General features: G+C 65.2%; 17 protein-coding genes. 8 read left to right on the top strand and 9 right to left on the bottom strand.

The features are described from left to right. Positions 1–19 precede the first annotated feature (19 nt). The 3 genes from ABW18_RS03885 (at position 20) to ABW18_RS03895 (ending at position 2,894) form a co-directional block, all read left to right on the top strand. Complete coding sequence (locus tag ABW18_RS03885) at positions 20–1,162, top strand: enoyl-CoA hydratase/isomerase family protein (protein WP_083444304.1); 1,143 nt, start codon at positions 20–22, stop codon at positions 1,160–1,162. Beyond that, positions 1,111–1,887 carry an enoyl-CoA hydratase gene (locus ABW18_RS03890; RefSeq protein WP_049697690.1) on the top strand — a complete coding sequence of 259 codons (777 nt, stop codon included), beginning with the start codon at positions 1,111–1,113 and terminating at the stop codon, positions 1,885–1,887. Before ABW18_RS03885 ends, ABW18_RS03890 begins: the two co-directional genes overlap by 52 nt. Before the next feature lie 86 nt (positions 1,888–1,973). Continuing rightward, entirely contained in the window at positions 1,974–2,894 is a 921-nt protein-coding gene (locus ABW18_RS03895) for an SGNH/GDSL hydrolase family protein (RefSeq protein WP_049698038.1), read from the top strand. A 326-nt stretch (positions 2,895–3,220) separates the two neighbouring features. Here ABW18_RS03895 and ABW18_RS03900 read toward each other — a convergent pair whose 3' ends face one another. Continuing rightward, positions 3,221–5,392, bottom strand: coding sequence for a sensor histidine kinase (locus ABW18_RS03900; protein ID WP_152929998.1), 2,172 nt, complete (start codon positions 5,390–5,392; stop codon positions 3,221–3,223). 259 nt (positions 5,393–5,651) lie between these two features. Between ABW18_RS03900 and ABW18_RS03905 the strand changes: the two genes are divergently transcribed. The 3 genes from ABW18_RS03905 (at position 5,652) to ABW18_RS03915 (ending at position 9,204) form a co-directional block, all read left to right on the top strand. Continuing rightward, the gene (locus ABW18_RS03905) at positions 5,652–6,347 is read left to right on the top strand and encodes a response regulator transcription factor (RefSeq protein ID WP_049697692.1); all 696 of its coding nucleotides are present in this window, start codon (positions 5,652–5,654) and stop codon (positions 6,345–6,347) included. 637 nt (positions 6,348–6,984) lie between these two features. Further along, positions 6,985–8,856, top strand: coding sequence for an Ig-like domain-containing protein (locus ABW18_RS03910; protein WP_049697693.1), 1,872 nt, complete (start codon positions 6,985–6,987; stop codon positions 8,854–8,856). Between the two features lie 144 nt (positions 8,857–9,000). Then, positions 9,001–9,204, top strand: a complete 204-nt coding sequence (locus tag ABW18_RS03915) for a cold-shock protein (protein ID WP_005207466.1) — start codon at positions 9,001–9,003, stop codon at positions 9,202–9,204. A 67-nt stretch (positions 9,205–9,271) separates the two neighbouring features. Here the strand turns inward: ABW18_RS03915 and ABW18_RS03920 are convergent, their stop codons facing one another. The 3 genes from ABW18_RS03920 to ABW18_RS03930 all read right to left on the bottom strand — a co-directional run bounded on the left by ABW18_RS03920 (position 9,272) and on the right by ABW18_RS03930 (position 12,589). Then, the gene (locus ABW18_RS03920) at positions 9,272–10,648 is read right to left on the bottom strand and encodes an acyltransferase (RefSeq protein ID WP_049697694.1); all 1,377 of its coding nucleotides are present in this window, start codon (positions 10,646–10,648) and stop codon (positions 9,272–9,274) included. Between the two features lie 232 nt (positions 10,649–10,880). Then, positions 10,881–12,107 (bottom strand): MFS transporter, encoded by a 1,227-nt coding sequence (locus ABW18_RS03925; RefSeq protein WP_049697695.1) that lies wholly within the window; start codon positions 12,105–12,107, stop codon positions 10,881–10,883. Beyond that, the gene (locus tag ABW18_RS03930) at positions 12,104–12,589 is read right to left on the bottom strand and encodes a TspO/MBR family protein (RefSeq protein ID WP_049697696.1); all 486 of its coding nucleotides are present in this window, start codon (positions 12,587–12,589) and stop codon (positions 12,104–12,106) included. Before ABW18_RS03930 ends, ABW18_RS03925 begins: the two co-directional genes overlap by 4 nt. 49 nt (positions 12,590–12,638) lie before the next feature. Here ABW18_RS03930 and ABW18_RS03935 point away from each other — a divergent pair, with 49 nt between their 5' ends. Further along, positions 12,639–13,298: a GntR family transcriptional regulator gene (locus ABW18_RS03935; RefSeq protein WP_049698039.1), complete on the top strand. Its 660-nt coding sequence runs from the start codon at positions 12,639–12,641 to the stop codon at positions 13,296–13,298. Positions 13,299–13,352: 54 nt separating this feature from the next. Continuing rightward, on the top strand, positions 13,353–13,787 hold the full coding sequence (locus ABW18_RS03940) for a MarR family winged helix-turn-helix transcriptional regulator (RefSeq protein ID WP_049697697.1): 435 nt from the start codon (positions 13,353–13,355) through the stop codon (positions 13,785–13,787). A gap of 4 nt (positions 13,788–13,791) precedes the next feature. Here ABW18_RS03940 and ABW18_RS03945 read toward each other — a convergent pair whose 3' ends face one another. From ABW18_RS03945 to ABW18_RS03965, 5 genes are read right to left on the bottom strand one after another with little or no spacing between them, the layout of a single operon-like run. Next, positions 13,792–14,601, bottom strand: a complete 810-nt coding sequence (locus tag ABW18_RS03945; RefSeq protein ID WP_049697698.1) for an alpha/beta fold hydrolase — start codon at positions 14,599–14,601, stop codon at positions 13,792–13,794. Further along, positions 14,598–15,443: an HpcH/HpaI aldolase/citrate lyase family protein gene (locus ABW18_RS03950; RefSeq protein ID WP_049697699.1), complete on the bottom strand. Its 846-nt coding sequence runs from the start codon at positions 15,441–15,443 to the stop codon at positions 14,598–14,600. The genes ABW18_RS03945 and ABW18_RS03950 overlap by 4 nt, the downstream gene beginning before the upstream one ends. Next, entirely contained in the window at positions 15,440–16,309 is an 870-nt protein-coding gene (locus ABW18_RS03955; protein WP_049697700.1) for an HTD2 family dehydratase, read from the bottom strand. Before ABW18_RS03955 ends, ABW18_RS03950 begins: the two co-directional genes overlap by 4 nt. Continuing rightward, complete coding sequence (locus tag ABW18_RS03960) at positions 16,306–17,526, bottom strand: CaiB/BaiF CoA transferase family protein (protein WP_049697701.1); 1,221 nt, start codon at positions 17,524–17,526, stop codon at positions 16,306–16,308. The genes ABW18_RS03955 and ABW18_RS03960 overlap by 4 nt, the downstream gene beginning before the upstream one ends. Before the next feature lie 40 nt (positions 17,527–17,566). Next, a complete protein-coding gene (locus ABW18_RS03965; RefSeq protein ID WP_049697702.1) occupies positions 17,567–18,727 on the bottom strand; it encodes an acyl-CoA dehydrogenase family protein in 1,161 nt (386 codons plus the stop codon). Between the last annotated feature and the right edge of the window lie 54 nt (positions 18,728–18,781).

Consider the following 18,781-nt stretch of genomic DNA (forward strand, 5'->3'; position numbering starts at 1 on the left):
GACAGCGAGGAGTGCACTCATGACGGATCAGCCGACGGTTCTCATCGATGTGGTCGGACGGATCGGGCAGATAACACTCAATCGGCCCGCGTCCATCAATGCGCTCGATCATCCGATGGCGCTCTCCATGCACGACGCTTTGCGCACGTGGGCGAACGACCCCGCCATCGACGCAGTCGTCGTCGCAGGTGCGGGTGAGCGTGGGCTGTGCGCAGGGGGCGACATCGCGGCCATCCATCGAGACGCGTCAAAGCTCTCGTCGGGTGGAGGGGGAGACGACGCCGCGACCGCGAACAGCCCGTCCGGCCGCTTCTGGGCGGACGAGTACCGCCTCAACCTCGACATCTCGACCTATCCCAAGCCCTACGTCGCGATCATGGACGGAATCGTGATGGGTGGCGGCGTCGGTATCTCCGCGCACGGCAACACGCGCGTCGTCACCGACAGAACTCGTCTGGCCATGCCGGAGGTCGGTATCGGCTTCGTGCCGGACGTCGGCGGGACATTCCTTCTCGCACGCGTGCCGGACCAACTCGGTACGTACGCGGCGCTGACCGGCGGCACGCTGTCCGGTGCCGACGCGATCGCCATGGGCCTCGCCGACCACTACGTCCCGGCCGAGAATCTCGACGCCTTCCGTGATTCCATCGTCTCCGACGGCGTCGACGCCGCGCTGTCTCGCTACGCCGTGACGCCGCCCGCATCGACGCTCGACGCCGAAAGAGACTGGATACGTGAGGCTTTCGCAGCCGACACGGTGTCGGAGATCATCGAGGGGTGTCGAGCGGTTGGTGTCGAGTCGGCCGATCGTGCCGCGGATCGGATTGCGTCGAAGAGTCCGGCCTCGTTGGCCGCAACCCTGTACGCGTTGCGCCACAAGGAATCCGACCTCGCGCAGACACTGCGTCGTGAGTATCGCGTCTCGCTGCGCTTCCTGCAGCATCCCGACATGGCCGAGGGAATCCGCGCGCAGGTGATCGACAAGGATCGCACCCCGGCGTGGACCTCGGATCATGCGTCGGCCGCCGCGTCGCTCGACGCCGTGTTCGCCCCGCTGCCTGCAGCCTGTGAACTCTCGCTCGAGACCACAACCCGTCTAGGAGGAATCGAATGTCCGAGTACGAGACGATCATCACCGAGAGTGCCGATGGAATCGGTGTGATCACGCTGAACCGACCGAAAGCGCTCAACGCGCTGAACACCACGCTGATGAACGAAGTCGTCGCTGCGGCAGAGCAATTCGACGCCGATCCGGACATCGGCGCCATCGTCATTACCGGCTCCGAGCGTGCCTTTGCAGCGGGCGCCGACATCAAGGAGATGTCCGACAAGACCTTCAGTGAAGTGGTCAGCGAGTCGTTCTTCGGCGCCTGGGACAACCTCTCACGGCTGCGCACCCCGACCATCGCCGCGGTGACCGGCTACGCACTCGGAGGCGGCTGCGAACTCGCGATGCTCTGCGACATCCTCATCGCGGGCGACAACGCGGTGTTCGGGCAACCGGAGATCAACCTGGGGGTCATCCCCGGTATCGGCGGTTCGCAGCGCCTGACGCGCGCCATCGGCAAGGCCAAGGCGATGGATCTGATCCTCACGGGTCGCCAGATGAAGGTCGATGAGGCCGAGCGTGCCGGACTCGTCTCCCGCGTCGTGCCGGCCGCCGAATGCCTCGCGACAGCGAAAGAGGTTGCCGTGACGATCGCGGGCAAGTCGTCGATCGCGGCGGGGCTGGCCAAGGATGCGGTGAATCGTGCCTTCGAGACGACACTGACAGAGGGTGTGCGTGCCGAACGCGGCCTGTTCTACTCGACGTTCGCCACCGACGACCAGACCGAGGGCATGGCGGCGTTCGTGGCCAAGCGCGAGCCGGATTTCCGTAACCGCTGAACCCGATCGATCGCCGACCGGCGGTCATGAGGGGCGACGGGTGTGGTCGCGACGGTCTGCGCCAGGAATATGGGAAGATCACAGGCGTGTCTCGACGCCTGTTCCGCCGCATGGGTATTGCCGCCGGTGCACTTCTCGCTGCCGCGGCAGTGGTCGTGCCCGGCGTCAGCGGAGACGGCACGTCGCATGGGCCGACCGTCAAGCCTGCCGTCCGTGCCTCCGCTGAGACACCGCCGGCGTATGTGGCGCTCGGAAGTTCGTACGCCGCGGGTCCAGACGCCGTACCGACGCGACTGAACGTCTGCTTCCGCAGCCCCGACAACTACCCCAATCGGGTGGCCAAAGCGATGCGCCTGCGACTGGTCGACGCCACGTGTTCGGGTGCGACGACGGAGAACATCGTCGACAAGCCGCAACGATTCCTCGCGCATAAGCAGATCGATGCCGTCACCCGCAACACCGCGCTCGTGACCGTCACCAGTGGCGGAAACGACATCGACTACATCGGTCGATTGCTCGCGATGAGTTGCAACAACGTCGCGAGCGGCGTCGACAAAGCTTTGGGGCCGGCCGCCAGGAGTTGTCACACCGGGCATCGGATCGCCGCGGAACCCACCGACGCCGACTACGCGAGGGTTCAGCGCCTATTGATCCAAACGGTGTTGGAGATCAAGCTGCGTGCTCCTCACGCGCGAGTGGTGCTCGTCGACTACCCACCGCTCACCGTCGCGGGTGAGGCGCCATGCGACCTGCTGCCACTCACGCCCGAGCAGACTGCGCAGACGGTGCGGATCTTCGACAGACTCGCGGACGCCACAGCGCTGGCGGCACACGAGACAGGCGTCGACCTGGTCCAGGCGTCGGTCGCCGGCGCCGACTACACCGTGTGTTCTGCACAGCCGTGGCTGCGCGGGTTCGCTCCGCCGATTCCGTATCACCCGACGACGCGCGGCAAGGCCGGCGTCGCGGGCCTCGTCGTCGAATCGCTCGGCGGTCCGGTCGCCTGATCCGGCGCCCGATTTTTCCTGAAAGCCGGCGTCCCAGTCGGTGTCCCTGAAAGCTGGGGCATGTGCGTGAGGCGGGGTGCCTTTAGCGTTGGTCATGGCTCCGGTGCCACCGGGGTGAGGGGGTAGGCCGCCGTCGGACGAATGTCAGTGTGGATGGAGATCTCGTGGGTGCAGGTTGTTGTGACCATTGCCGCCGCTGTTATCTGCCCAGCTCGCGTGGTGCCCTGGGGAGGGGGCCGCGAGCTGGGCGGCGTCTACATCCGAGCGTGACGTTTCGACGACGGTCGGTGCCTCCGAACACGACGGTCGCCGAGAGGGAACCTCCGTCATCTCGGTGATTCTATGAATCCCAGGTCGGTAATCCCCATCTCGGTGACTGTCGTGCGGACCCGGCCATCAGCGTCGACTCCGACCCACTCGCATCGGTCGTCGGCCTCGGCGACGACGCTCACAGCAAACGTGCGGTGCCGTGGCAGCGCACGTATGCGGACTGCGCCGTCCGCCGCTCGGCGGAGCGTGCCGATGATCAGCTCGCGTGTGGACTTGTCGAGAGGATCCGGGGCGTCGCTGTCGGGGCGATCGAGTCCGCGGTCGTCGAGGAGGCTCACCGCGACCCCTCGACGTCGGGCATCGTCGACCGCGGCGTTGATGTCCGGAGTGCACAATGCCCTGGAACGCAACAGATCTCGTAGCCGCGCCTCGGTGAGGCTGCATTCGGTTCGGGTTGCGTCGTCAAGGCGCTCGCCTCCGCAGAGTCGCAGCAGGAGCGGTCGGGCCAATGCGGTGACCGGTTCGAGTTGTCGGGCGCGTTCCTGGGCCGCGGCACGCGCCGCGGCGACGTTGCCCGCAGCTTCTGCCGTTCGTTGTCGACTGTCGGTCAGATCACGCGCCAGCGTTCGATTGACCCGCGCAAACACGATGCCGATCGCGACGAAGCCGCCAGAGGGGCCGATCAGCAGAATTCCGGGAAGTGCGTTGCCCGTGGCGGCGTACGACCACAGACCTGTCACCGCCAGGGCAACGGCGAAGCCGATGATCGCTGTGGCGGGCCGTCCCCTCATCGCGAGCAGTGCCGCGATCAGCGCCGGTGGGCCGGTCACCCACAGGGGAATCGCCTGCGTGGTGTCTTCGAGTGCGAAGAGGTAGGTGGCGCACATGAGCGCGGGCACCGCTGCGACGAAGAGTGCCGGCAGTGGGCGCAGGACGTCTGTTGCGCCGCCGACCAGGAACGCGACCGCGACCGCCATCATGACGACGATCCCTACCGGGACCCACCAGGGAGCGGAACCCGGATTGAGTGCAGCAGCCGCAGCAAGGACGATGACGATCGACGCAGCGAGCACCCGAGCGGTGGATGAACGCAGGCGGAGTGGGTCGGGTTCATCGACGCGGACGGGATCGGCAGGCCTGTGCCAGACGAGCGTCACGGTGGTGCCCCTGCCGGGACCGGAGTCGACGGTCGCCTCACCACCGACCCGCCGTAATCGTTCCTCGACGGACATCGCGAGTCCGAGCCGCTCACGTGGCACAGCAAGGCGATCGAAACCAGGCCCGTCATCACCGATGGTGACCTCGATCCCATGATCTTCGACGAGTATTCGGCAGGATCGGCTGCACTCGGGTGGAACGTGCCGAAAGCAGTTGCGAGCGGCCTCCGCGGTCGCGCCGACCAACGCTTCCACGGACACCTGCGGAAATGTCGATCCGGCGGATGCGCGCACGTCGCTGCTCACAGTCATGCCGGGATCGTTGTGCTGCGCGGCCTCGCTGAGCCTGCGCACGACCCCGGCAGGTTCTGGATTGAGACCCGACGTCGTCTCGCGCAGGGCGTCGTCGAGCGCGACCAGCGTTGCGGTTGCACGAGAGGGGAGTCGAGGCGAGTCCGGGTTTCGTGCGGCCTCAAGAAGAGTGGACATGATCTCGTCGTGGGTGATCGCCCGTGTGAGCGCGCGTTCGGCCAACCGCGCGCGGGTCGCAGCCGTCTGCTCGGCGAGGGCGATCTCAGCGGCAGAGTTGCGGTCGAGGGTGGCCGCGATGCGCAATCCGGACACGCCGAGTGCGAACGGCACGATGGCAAATGCCGCGCTGCACGCGGCGTCGGCAATCATCGTCGCCGGCGACGAAATCCCCTGGGTCACATTGCCGGTGACCTTGATCGTGATCGCGCAGACGATCAGATACAGAGCTGCCGGGGCAGGTTTCCATGCGATCATCGCGCAGATCGTGCCCAACACCACGAAGGGTCCGAGCCAGTAGACGGTGGCATCGTCGAGCGGTGTGCCGTTCCACGCAGGCCACCAGAGGAGTTCCGCCACGAGCACACCGAGTGCTCCGAGGGCGGCCCACCGTCGGAGCCGGACCGGATTGGCCGAGATCAGGCAATGAACTCCGACGATGACGCCCGGGAGTGCTGCACAGATCAATGCCGTCGGAGTCCACCACCACGCCGATATCGAGCGTGCTTGCGCTACTGCGGGAATCAGAAATGGAATGAACACGCAGTAGGCCGCGCCCGCAAACAATCCGTAGTAGCGAAGCGTTCGAGAGACAGCCGTTCGAGAGGCAGCGGAGTCCGCGGTGGGCGATTGGTGCGTGGCATTCTTCGATGGTCGCCTCGCACTGTTCCGACGGAACTCGGACACCGACCGATATGGTCGGGGGAATTGCCGTGCGGTCACCGCCCGCATTATTCCCCCAAGCAGCTCGTGCTGTCTCGTAGAGAGCACATTCCGACCACTTTCCCGAAGGGACTATCCCATGGTGAATTCGGAAGAATCCGAAAGTCAGATCCGGCGAATCGGAGTCATCGATGATCACGATTCGGTGATCGAGGGCTTACGGGGTTTCTTCGCGGATACACGTGACCTGCAATTGGTTGTCGGCGCGCACACCGTCGAAGAACTCCTTGCTCAGCTCGGACCCGGCTCTCCCGACATGGGCGTCCCACTTGACCTGGTCGTTCTCGATCTCCGACTCGGTGACGGGTCGACGCCTGCGCGCAACATCGCCGAGTTATCGCAAGCCGGAGTAGCGACGCTCGTCTACACGTCAGGAGACGAACCCTATTTGGTTCGGGATGCGGCAGGTGCTGGAACTCTTGGCGTCGTCCGCAAGAACGCGACGAAGGCAGAGGTGTGCGCAGCGGTGCGTACGGCAGCGGCGGGGTCGACCGTTGTGTCGATGGATTGGGCGGCGGCGCTCGACTCAGACCCGCAATTCGTCGACCTTCCCACGCGACTGAGAGAAGTGTTGGAACTGTACGCCGCAGGCGGATCGGGGGCTCACGTCGCTCGGGTCATGGGGCTCTCTCCGGACACCGTCAACGAATACATCGAGCGCATTCGTAGCAAGTACCGCGAGGTGCATCGCGACGCTCCGACGAAGACGGACCTCTACAAAAGAGCCGTAGAAGACGGCTGGCTTCCTATGCCGCGTCGGAATCCGCCGAAATAGCCGCCTCCGATACGGCAATTGTGTCCCCAAATGATGGGGCTTTCCAGTGATCGCAGTAGTTGGAATCGTTTGCGGTGCGGGCGCGCGCCGCCCGCGTGTCGACTCTGCGCGGCCGACGCGAGGCTTCCCCATCACTGAGGAGTGACGATGACCGAGACCACCCGATGACCGAGACAACACGATGACCCAGGCCAGATGTAGCGGTTCGACTCGCAGGGTGCGGGCGGCGGTGGCGGGTGCGGGGATCGGTGCTGTGTTGTGGTGGGGAGGGCAGGCGACGATCTCCTCGGTTGCACAGGCCGCGCCCGCTGACTCCTCGGTATCGACAGAGGGGCCGACCGGCTCGTCGGACCCGACTGCCACACCATCGACTGCCACACCACCGGACGCACACTCGCAGGCCGCGCCCGCGGAGACACCGTCTTCGGATGCTGGTTCGCCGAGTCCTGGTTCTACTAGTCCTGGTTCCACTAGCCCTGGTTCCACTAGCCCTGGGTCGTCGGACGCTGGGTCGACGACGTCGCAGCCCATCGCGCCCCCCGCTACGCCGACCGAGACCGATCCGCCCGCGGACACGTCGACACCTTCACACGTCGACCAGCCGACAGGAGCGCCGTCTGCGCCGTCGATTCGCACAGTGACATCCGGTGCACCCTCAACGTCGGCCGCGGCGTCGTCGGGCGACAGCCCACACACCGCCACACCACGCAGCGACACCGCCACACCTCGCAGCGCTACCCCGGACAGTGCGGCGGTCGTCGAGATCCCGACTTCCCGCGTGGCGTCTCTGTCGGTCGTGAACCCGTTGGCCGGTACCGCTGCCGACGCGTCTGCGACGCAGGTGGTCGTCGGTTCGGGTCCCGCGCCGGTGACGACGTCGGGTGGGGTGCGAGTGGTGAATGCGCCGACGAAGTTCATTGCGACGCTGTTCAGCGTGCTGGGGTTCAATCCGCTTGTGGCGCATGACCCAAGCGCCCCCGCGCCGGCGCCTGCGCTGGTGTTCGCGTGGGCGGCGTGGCAGCAGGTCAATCGACGGTTCTTCAATTCGTATCCGACGGTGTCGCCCTCGACGCCGCTGGTGGATGCATCGACCGGTGTGGTCACCGGGTCACTCGGCGCCAGCGACCCCGACGGTGATGTGCTGACCTACACCGTCCTCACTCAACCCGAACACGGCACGGTGGTGATCAATCCGGACGGCACGTACACCTACACGCCCGACCCCGCATACGCTCATTCGCTCAGTGACACATCAAGTACCGCTACGACGACCGACTCGTTCGCCGTGTCGGTATCTGACGACACATCGTCGAATCCCGTTCACTCGCACTACTTGTCGGCGACCACAACGGCGGGTCAGACTGCCTCGGTCGTCGTGCCGATCACCCCGGAGAACCAGGCACCCACGTTGTCGGTGACCTCGAATGCGCCAACTGCCGGCACTATTCAATTGACCGACGCAAGTTGGCCCGCCGCGGTGACGGTGAGCTCGAACGGCAAGTACGCCTTTGTCGGCGACGTTCGTTGGAACAGGGTCGTGGTCGTCGACGCCGATCCAGCCAGCCCAACCTACAACCAGGTCGTCACGGAGGTGTCTTCCCATCGTGCGACGGGAGTGGCCGTCACGCCGGACGGCAAGACTCTCTACGTCGCCGATAGCTCGCCCTACATCATCGATAATGCGCTCAGGAAGTTTGTGAACGTGATCGACCTCGATCCGACGAGTTCGACCATGGGCACCGCCGTTGCGAGGATCGCCGTCCCAGACGTGCCCGTCGCCGTGACACTGAGCCCCGATGGCAACACGTTGTATACGAACACCCTCGACGGCGTCGTTGCCATCGACGTCAGGGGTGGCTCGACCCAGGGGACGGTGATCGCGACCTATCCGTCACGCCCATATGTCTATGGTGTGGCGGTCAGTCCGGACAACACACGTCTTTACCTGGCAATATCCGATTCCGTAACCAGTTCCGTCTGCATCATCGACATGGATCCCGCCAGCAGCACCTACCAACAGGAGATCGCCACGATCGACGCGATTGGGGTGACTGGCGCTGCAGTCAGCGGAGATGGCAAGCTCCTGTACGTCAGCCAAGAAACGGCACGAGTCGTCTCGGTCATCGACGTCGATCCGCAGAGCCCGACCTACCAGCAGGTTCTCGGGACGTACGCGGTGAGCGCGCAGCCGAACGGCGTCGCGCTCACCCCGGATGGCACGCGTCTCTACACCGCCAACTCCGATGCCACCCTGAGTGTGATCCCGACGGGCGTCGTGACCGGAACTGCGCACGGCTCGGACGCTGACGGAGACACACTGGCCTATTCGGTCAGTGGTCAGCCGGCCCACGGCGCGGTGGTCATCGATCCGACGACTGGCACATGGACCTATAGCCCCGACACTCCGGGCTCGACCAACCCTGACAGCTTCGTGATCACGGTCGACGACGGCCACGGCGGCATTGCATCGCAGGCGATCACGATCAACGCCCCCGCGGTCTCGGTGTGATCGGCCGATTCGCCCAGCGAATGTCGTCCGCTCGAAGGGATTCGTGTCCTTGTGGACATCGGATCGTGGACAGGCCCCAATGTGTGACACACTAGAAGTCGGGTCGTCGAACTGACGGCTCAGCAAAACAGGAAGAGAAATTGCATGACTCAGGGCACCGTCAAATGGTTCAACGGCGAGAAGGGCTTCGGCTTCATTGCTCCCGATGACCAGAGCCAGGACGTGTTCGTTCACTACTCCGCCATCACGGGCAGCGGCTTCCGCAGCCTCGAGGAGCAGCAGCGCGTCGAGTTCGACGTCGAACAGGGCGCCAAAGGACTTCAGGCCACCAACGTGACCGCTCTCTGATTTACATCAGACACAGGTAAAAAGCCCCGACGATGTCGTCGGGGCTTTTTCGTGCACGCTGGTTTTATCAGACCGGCTGTTCGGTGAACTCGTCGTCACGGTTGCGCCAATGATGCCACGCGACGATCCCGGCGGAGATCGCGAGTAGCGCTCCGGTCGCGGCGAACAGGTAGCCGGCCCAGACGTCGAACACCTCTGAGGCGATCACTCCGCCGACAACCGCCACCGCCGCGACGGCCAGCGATCGGCCGACATTCTGCGATCGCCAATCGAGGCGATTACGACCGGTGGTGATCAGGCTGATGGGGCTGCGTCGAAGCACCTCGACCACGAAGATGGTTGCCGCAACGGTGGCCGCGTAGGCAAAGATCACGCGCGGAACACCGGGCCACGACGCCGGTGCGATGGTGGGCAGCAGCGCGCTCAGCGCGAGGGGATGCGCGAGGTAGATCCCGAACGATCTGTCCGACGCCGTGCGGAGAATCTTGTCGGGGACCGACCCCGGTGTTCGACGCTGCTGCCAGATGGTGCCCAGGCAGTACAACATCATGATGATCGCGATGAATGCGTAGACGTTGTGTGGCAGGAACACGTTGGTGGCGCGCGCGACGCTCGTGCCGGTCGACGTGATGTGCAGGTAGTACGCGAGCGTGGCGCCGATGGTCGCGACACACGCCGCGAGAAGTGCCCAGCGCCAACGGATCACGAACGCCTGGAACGCCTCGTAGTGCATGGCAGCGACACATCCCGCGAGGATGAAGAACTGATACGGGAAAATCGTGATGACCAGGTGCGTCCAGATCACGCCGCCGACGCCGTCGGCAAATATGTCGAGCGGCGGACGGACCATGAGGTACATCAACGTCACCTGGATCGCGAAGCTCACGATCAACTGGTAACGGTGAAAACCCCACGTGCGCTTGAGGATCGCGAGGATGAGCGGGAAGAACAGGTAGATCTGCATGCTCACCGACAAGAAGTACAGGTGATACATCGCGTTGCCGGTGATGAGGTCGTAGCCGATGCTCTTGGCTGCGGTCACCATCGAATGTTGATCGGCGACAATGCCTTTCAACGTCTCCAGGCCGCCGATACGGTATCGCCCGTACAGCCAGTAGAACAGTGTCCACGTCACGAAGGGCAGACCGATGAGCTTGAATCGACGGCGCCAGAAGCTGATCGGTTCGAGGCTGCGGTTTCGGTACTGATACGTCAGCACAAAGCCGGTGAGCGCGAAGAAGCCATATCGGGTGTAGCGAAGAAAGACCTCGACGGAGCCTGCGGCAACACTTGTCGCGGCGGTGATGCCGATCATGACGTGATCGAGGATCACGCCTCCGAAGGTCACGAGCCGGACCAGATCGATCTGATACAGGTGCTTGTCGCGGCGGGGTTTTTCGTTCAGCGACGGTTTCTCGGTCAGCGACGGCGTTTCGGCCAGCACCGTTGTGTCTGCTTTGTCGCTTTCGGGGGAGCCTTCGGGTTCTGGCAGTCGCGGCGTCGTCTGCTGGCTTACGATTGCTCACCCTCCGTTAACCCGGCGACCAGAGATCATGAGTCGCCCTAAATGGTGTGTTGCATCGAGGAACGGTACTCCCCGATCCTGTGATTCTTGCTGTGAGACAGCTGTCGGGCCTAATCGACGTCCGGTTTGCGCCGAATCGGGTAATTGCTGGTCAGCGGGTGCGCCGCCACACCGCGAGCCCGATTGCCGCGGCGACGAAGCACGACGCCGCACCAACGGCGAGCCCCGTGCGCGCCCCGGCCACCTGGGTGATCGCACCGATCAACGGTCCGCCGATCGGTGTCGACCCCATGAAGGCGACCGACCACAGTGCCATCACCCGACCGCGCATCTGCGGGCGTGAGTTGAGCTGAAGCGTCGCGTTGCCCGTCGACATGAACGAGACGCTGAGCCAGCCGACGAAAAACAGCGCCACGATCGCCAGCCACAAGCTGGGTGCTGCCGCTGTCACCGCGATGGTGATGCCGAATCCGGTCGCGGTCACGATCAGCGTGCGCAGGCCTGTGGTGCCGCGTGCGGCGACGATGAGGCCGCCGACGACCGCGCCGACCCCCATCGACGACGTCATGAATCCGAAAGCCTGCGGTCCGCCGTCGAAGACGTCACGGGCGGCAACGGGGAGCGATACCTGGAACTCGTATGCGAGCGTGCCGACGAGCGCCATCATGACCAGCGGAACCCACAGGATGGGTTTGCTCCGGACGTAGCGCAGGCCCTCACGGAGCTGTCCCTTGGCGCGGGGGACGGGAATCTCGTGGGAGATCTCCGAGGTTCGCATCGCGACGAGTGAGACCACGACCGCGACGAAGCTCGTCGCATTGATGACGAAGCACCATCCGGCGCCCACGGCTGCGAGTAGAACGCCCGCCACCGCGGGACCGATCGCTCGCGCGGCGTTCACCATGACGGAGTTCAGGGTAACCGCGTTGCGGATCAACGATTCGCCGACGATCTGGTGGATGAAGGCCTGTCGCGCCGGATTCTCGAATGCGTTGTTGAGCCCGAGGAGTAGCGCGAGGATCGCGATCTGCCACACCTCGATCCAGCCGCCGAGTGTGAGGATCGCCAGCACCAGCGCGAGCACACCCATGATCGACTGCAGAAAGATCATGAGCAGACGCCGGTCGACGCGGTCGGCGATCACGCCCGCATACGGCCCGATGATCAGGATCGGTAGCGCCTGCAGAGCGACGATCAGACCGAGGATCGACGACGACCCGCTGAGCGTGAGCACCAGCCAGGCCTGCGCCGTGGCCTGCATCCACGTCCCGATCAGCGAGACCGCCTGACCGCCGAAGTAGAGGCGGTAGTTGTGTACCGACAGTGACGCGAAGACCCCGGTCGACTGCGCGGGTAGCGGCGACGTCGGGGCGGTCAACGCTGCGCGCGATTGAGCCGCCAGACGTCTGTCGACAACTTCGTCGCGAAGCCGCACCACAGCGGGTACGGCGTCAGCGCGGCCCCCGCGCCCGGCGAGACCTTGGCCGTGCGCCGCGCGAGGTCGGCGCTGCTCGCGGTCAGTGCCAACGCGGTGATCGCCGACGCTCCGAGTCGGTGCGCGCCGAAGAACAGCCAGCTCCAGCCGGCGTTGAGCACCAGATTGGTCCCGAGCGCTGCGATGTACTTCTTCGCCTCGGCGGCGTCGTGTTCGTTCAGTTCGTCGATGCTGATCGCCGATGTCACCGCGATGTCGGCATAGAGTGCGGTCCACACGATCGGGAATGCGAGATCGGGTGGCACATACGACGGCTTGTTCAGTTTCGGGTACCACGACTGCAGTGCCGAGCGAGACGCGATGCTGCCGACGGCTGCCGCTGCTGCGGTACCCAGGCCCGTGGCGAGAAGTGTTGTCAGACGCACTCCATCGACGTTACCGCCGCGCCCAACTCAATAGACTATATTGTTTGCCATGAGTGCCGACGTTCCCGCACGCACCCGCAGGCGTCGGCCACGACTGTCCGACGAGGCGGCCGAGCATGTGCGCGAGCTGATCGTCTCCGGTCAACTCGAGCCTGGACAGTTCATCCGTCCGGAGACGATGGCGGCCGAACTGGACATCTCTGCGACACCGATGCGTGAGGGACTGCTGACCCTGCAGAGCGAGGGCTTGCTGCGCGTCGAACCGCGCCGCGGCTTCATGGTTTCTCCGTTGAGCGCCAACGACATCGAGGATGTCTTCGTCGGGCAATCGCTTCTCGCAGGCGAATTGGCCGCGCGCGCCACCTCACGGATGTCCGACGACGATCTCGACGCGCTTGAGAAGATCCAGGCGGATCTCGAACATGCCGCTGACACAGCAGATTACGACGAAGTGGAACGACTCAACCATGTGTTCCACCGGTCGATCTACTCTGCCGCCGGCTCTCCGAAGCTCTCGTGGATGATCAAGGGATCGCTCAACTATGCGCCGCGTCGGTTCTTCGCCTCGGTCGACGGGTGGCCGCAGGCGTCGGCCGCCGACCATCGGGCGATCATCGCGGGGTTGCGTGCTCGCGACGGCGAGGCCGCTCGGGCGGCGATGGTCGACCACATCAGGAACGCGGGACACCTCCTCGCCGCACAGCGTTGACGAGGGCGTTGCCGGCGACTTACGGATTATGTGCAATCCGCCTAGGATAAGGGCATGGCGGGTGAGGGTGAGACGAGTGTCGAGGTCGCAACCCGCCTGTTCGACCTGTTGACCGACGCGCTCGAACGCAGAACCCGAGACCTGAGTATCGCCGGCTCGTCGACGCTGTTCAGTTTGTGGCGCTGGGGGCCGCGGCGCGCAACGAGCCTCGCCCTACTCGAGGGTCTCAACCAGCCTGCCATGACCGCGCTCATAGCCTCGCTCGAACGCTCGGGAATGGTCGAGCGCCGTCCAGATCCGGCCGACGGGCGGGCGTCGCTCATCGCGATCACCGATTCGGGTACCGCCTACATCGAGGAGCGAGTGCGTGAGCACGTCGAAGCCCTCGCAGTGGGAATCGACGGAATGTCGGAGCGTCGGAGGTCTGAATTGTTCTCGGCGACAGACGCTCTCGCTGAACTCGCCGATCGACTCCGCGCCGACGGCTAGTCCGCTAGTCGTCGAGAAAAGTCATCACCAGCGGACTGGCCTCTGCACGACACTCGTCGAAATAGGCGTGCCGGGCGCCGTCGAAGACGTGCGTCCTGGCGTCAGGAATGGCCGACGCCAGGATCTCGGCGTTGACGACCGGTGCAAATCGGTCGTCGGAGCCGTGGAGGATGAGGGTTGGCGCGGTGATCTCCGGCAGGTGGTCCCATGCATCGTGAGAGTCGCTGGCGCGCAAGTGTTGTCGGCGTGCGCGTAACGTCATCGTCGGGTCACCGAGAACTGTGTACGGCCCGGGGTTGGCCGACTGCCATTCGGGCGTGTACATCAGGTCGGTCATGACCTGCGTGGCATCCGGGCCGGCCAGGGCGCGACGGACCGACGAATCCCGTTCGCGCGCATGGCTTCCTCCGGGAGTCGTGCAGCCGAGAACGAGTCTGCGGACGCGATGGGGCGCGGAGATGGCGATCCACTGCGCGGTGCGCCCGCCCATGGATGTGCCGTAGACGTCGAATCGGCCGATTGACAACGCATCGAGCACCGACAGCGCATCCTGCGCGAATAACTGCGTGCTGTAGTCGCCGTCGGGGGAATCGCTTGCGCCGGTGCCGCGATAGTCGAAGGTGACGGTGGTGCGGTGGCGCGCGAAGTCGTTGCGGGTGCGGTCCCACCAGTGATGGTTGTTGGACTGACCGGGTAGGAGGAGCAACACCGGTCCGCTCCCGCGTACCTGGACGGCCAGGCGGGTGCCGTCGGACGCACGGGCGGTCTCGTGATACTCCTGCACGGGAACCATTCTGACAGCACCGCTGGTCATGACCGGACCGCGGCGAGGATCTGCTGCGCGCGTGCGACGACGGGCGGATCGACCATGTGGCCGTCGACGGCGACAGCCGACCCGTCGGCACGCGTGGCGTCGACGATCCGCCGTGCCCACGCGACCTGATCATCGGTCGGTGCGAGGCTGTCGTGCACCGCAGCGACTTGGCTCGGGTGGATGCAGAGCTTGCCGCGCAAACCGATTCGCGCGGCGTATCCCACATCGTCTGTGAGCTGCTCGGTGTCGCGCAGCGCCGTCGTGACCCCGTCGACGGGCGAAGCGACGCGCGCCGCAGCCGACGCGAGAACCAGCGTCGACCTCGCGTTCAGTAGCGCCTCGCGATCGTCGGGGTCGACGCCGAGTTCGGCCGCGAAATCGATGGTGCCGAAGGCGACGCGTGCGACGCCGGGTGTCGCGGCGATCCGAGGGGCGTTGAGCACACCGACCGCGGTCTCGATCAGCGGGATGACCGGAGCCTCTGTTGCCGCGGCGACCTTCCAAACGATCTCCGGCGATTCGGCTTTGGCGATCATGGCCGCTGTCCCGACCGCGCTGTGTGTGCCCACCGTGCTGTGTGTGCTTACCGCGCCGAGCATGGCGACGTCGTCGTCGAACCATGTCGTGTCTGCGCCGTTGATCCGGACAACTGCGGGGTGTCCGGCCGACAACCACTGGGCAACATCGGATCTCGCGGCATCCTTGTCGTCGGGCGCCACCGCATCCTCGAGGTCGATCACGACGACGTCGGCGCCTGCCGCCTCGGCCTTCGCGAAGCGATCGGGGCGGTTTCCGGGAACGAACAGGAAGGTCCTGGCAGCACGGATGAGGTCGACGTTCATTCGAGCGCACCCTGCCCGGTGACGTGCACCGTGTCGATACCGCTGACGATCTTCAGCTCGATGTCATCGCCGTCTCCCGATGGCCGGCCTTCGAGGCGGAATGCGTCGCCGAGGAACAGGGGCTTGCGTAGTCGAAAGTCGAAGCTGCGCAACGATTGCCCTGACCTCGCCCGCACCAGCTCGGCCAGGTAGGTCGCGAGAAGTGGGCCGTGGACCACGAGGTCGGGATAGCCCTCGACCTGCGTCACGTAGGGCTGGTCGTAGTGGATGCGGTGTGCGTTCGACGTGAGCGCCGAGTAGCGGAACAGCAGGGGAGCGCTGGGCGTCGGCTCCGCGGTCCACGCGGCGTCCGTCCGACCGAGCTCCTCCACCTCGCGCTCAAACGGACGTGACGATCCGGAGTCGCTGCGGTACACCAGGTCCTGATCCTCGACGAGGGCCGTCCGGTCGTCTTGGATGTACTCCGACCGCACGGTGACGAACAGCATGTCGCCTGTGCGGCCGTGCTTTTCGGTGACCGCGTGCAGGCTCGTCCGTTTCTGTGTGGGCGTACCGAGGCGGAGCGGTTCGGCGATCCGGATCGACGACCCGGCGAACATGCGTCGTCGGTCGGGGATCGGTGGGAGGAAGTGGCCATCCGTCGGATGTCCGTCGGGGCCGAGTTCACCGGTGGGGGGCCACTCGGAGAAGTAGACCCACTGCCAGGTCATCGGGAGTTGTGAACCCGCGCTGAATGTTTCGTCCAGGTCGAGGGTGGCCGCCAGGCGTGATGCCTGTGCGGGATCGAGAGCGTCGGCCTCGACGACGGGCTGCGGTGCCCAGTTCTCGACGTAGCTGCTCAACGTGGTGGTCGCGGTGTCGGTCACGAGGTGCCTCCCTGTGCGGTACCGGTCTTCTGTGTGGGTGCACCGAGCACGCCCGACGAGAGGAGTGCGTCGATGTCGTCGTCGGATGCGCCCAGTTCGCGGGCGATGGCGATGCTGTCGGCGCCGAGCGCCGGAACCGGGTCCATTCGCGCTTCGTCACCGAAACCGATGGGCGGCAACAGAGCTCGTATCGGTCCGCGCTCGGTGTCGACGCTGCGCCAGCGGTCACGGCCCGCCAGAACCGGATGGTCGAGGAACTCCGAGACGGTGTTGACGCCGCCGAAGGCTATCTTCGCCTGCTTGAGTCGGGCGGTCAGTTCGTCCGTTGTCATCCTGCCGAAATGCTCGGTCACCGCGGCGTCGACGGCCTCGCGATTGGTCACCCGCAACGTGTTCGATGCGAACCGTGGATCGACGGCGAGAGCGGCGTCGTCGAAGACGTTCTCGCACAGCCGTTGCCACTCCGGTTCGTTCTGAATGGCGAGGAGAAAGATGTGTCCGTCCGCGGCGGGGTACGGGCCGTACGGCGAGATGGTGGCGTGCGCGGCGCCGAAGCGTCCCGGTTGTCTGCCCGCGCCCTGAGTGAAGTGGGCCGGCTGGCCCATCCACTCGCTCAATGCCTCGAACAGCGAAACCTCGAGGGTGGCGCCCTCGCCGGTCACCTGGCGCTGATAGAGCGCCGCGAGCACTCCGGAGAATCCGTACATCCCGGCGGCGATGTCGGCGATGGAGACACCGACCTTTGCGACGTCGTCGGGAGTTCCGGTCATCGACACCAGACCCGTTTCGCATTGCACCAGAAGGTCATACGCCTTGCGATCAGCCCACGGTCCGGTGCTGCCCCAGCCGGTGATGGAGAGCACGATCTTGCGCGGATCGCGCGCCCGCACCTCGTCGGCTCCGAGCCCGAGTCGTTGCGCGGCACCCGGCCCGAGGTTCTGGACGATCACGTCGGCGCGATCGGCCAACTCGTGCAGCATCTTTGCACCCGACTCCGATTTCACGTCGAGTGCAACGGACTCCTTGGAGCGGTTGAGCCACACGAAGTAGCTGGCAAGACCGTCGACGGATTCGTCGTAGGCGCGGGCGAAGTCGCCCGTACCGGGACGTTCGATCTTGATCACACGCGCGCCGAGATCGGCGAGCTGTCGAGTCGCAAACGGTGCTGCGACAGCGTGTTCGAGCGACAGGACCGTCACTCCGGACAGGGGGAGCATGCTCTCACCTCCGCGGTGATATTCGGGTGTGGTGATCAGATCAGATGTCGAGTCCGCCGCGTTTCACGAGTTGCTTCGCGATGACGTTCTGCTGGATCTCGTTGGTGCCCTCGCCGACGATCATCAGCGGTGCGTCACGGAAGTAGCGCTCGACGTCGTATTCGGTGGAGTAGCCGTAGCCGCCGTGGATGCGAACGGCGTCGAGCGCGATCTCCATCGCGGTCTCCGAGCAGAAGAGCTTGGCCATTCCGGCCTCCATGTCGGCGCGTTGTCCGGTGCCGACGCGGTCGGCGGCGTCGAACAGCAGGCTGCGGGCCGCGGCGAGCTTTGTTCCCATGGTGGCGAGCATGTTGCCGACGGCCTGGTGCTTCCAGATCGGCACCCCGAAGCTCTCGCGGTCCTGTGCATAGCTCAGCGCGTCGTCGAATGCTGCTCGCGCGACACCCGTGGCGCGTGCGGCGACCTGGATGCGGCCGACCTCGAGGCCCTTCATCATCTGGGCGAAGCCCTTGCCTTCTGAGCCGCCGAGCACGGCGTCGGCGGGCACGCGCGCGTCGGTGAAATTCAGTTCGCAGCTCTCGACGCCCTTGTAACCGAGCTTCGGCAGGTCCTTGGACACCTCGAAGCCGGGCACCTTCTCGACGAGGAGGATCGAGACGCCGGCGTGCGCGGGCTGGGCCTTGGGGTCGGTCTTGCAGAGCAGTGCGACCAGGTCGGACTTGCGGGCATTGGAGATCCACGTCTTCGAGCCGTTGATCACGTACTCGTCGCCCTCACGGATAGCGCTGGTGCGCATGGCCTGCAGGTCCGAGCCGCCGCCGGGTTCGGTCAGCGCCATCGTTGCGCGGATCTCGCCGGTTGCCATGCGCGGCAGGTACTTCTCCTTCTGCTCCTCGGTGCCGAAGGTCAGGAGAAGCTTTGCGACGACGGTGTGCCCGCCCATCGCGCCCGCGAGACTCATCCAGCCGCGGGCGAGTTCTTCGGTCACCCGCGCGTAGCACGGCATGGAGACCTGGGCGAAACCGTACGGCTCGGGGATGGCAAGCCCGTAGATGCCCATCTCCTTCATCTGCTCGATGAGGTCCTCGGGGTAGGTGTTCGAGTGCTCCAACTCCCGCACCACCGGGCGTACCTGCTTGTCGACGAAGTCGCGAACGGTCTTGATGATGGCTTCTTCTTCGACGCTCAGCGTGCTGGTCATGGGAACTCCTTCAAACGGTGTCTATTAAAAATAGTCTATAGAGTTTGCGGGGAA

The sequence above is a fragment of the Gordonia jacobaea genome, assembly GCF_001186365.1.
Lineage (GTDB): Bacteria > Actinomycetota > Actinomycetes > Mycobacteriales > Mycobacteriaceae > Gordonia > Gordonia jacobaea.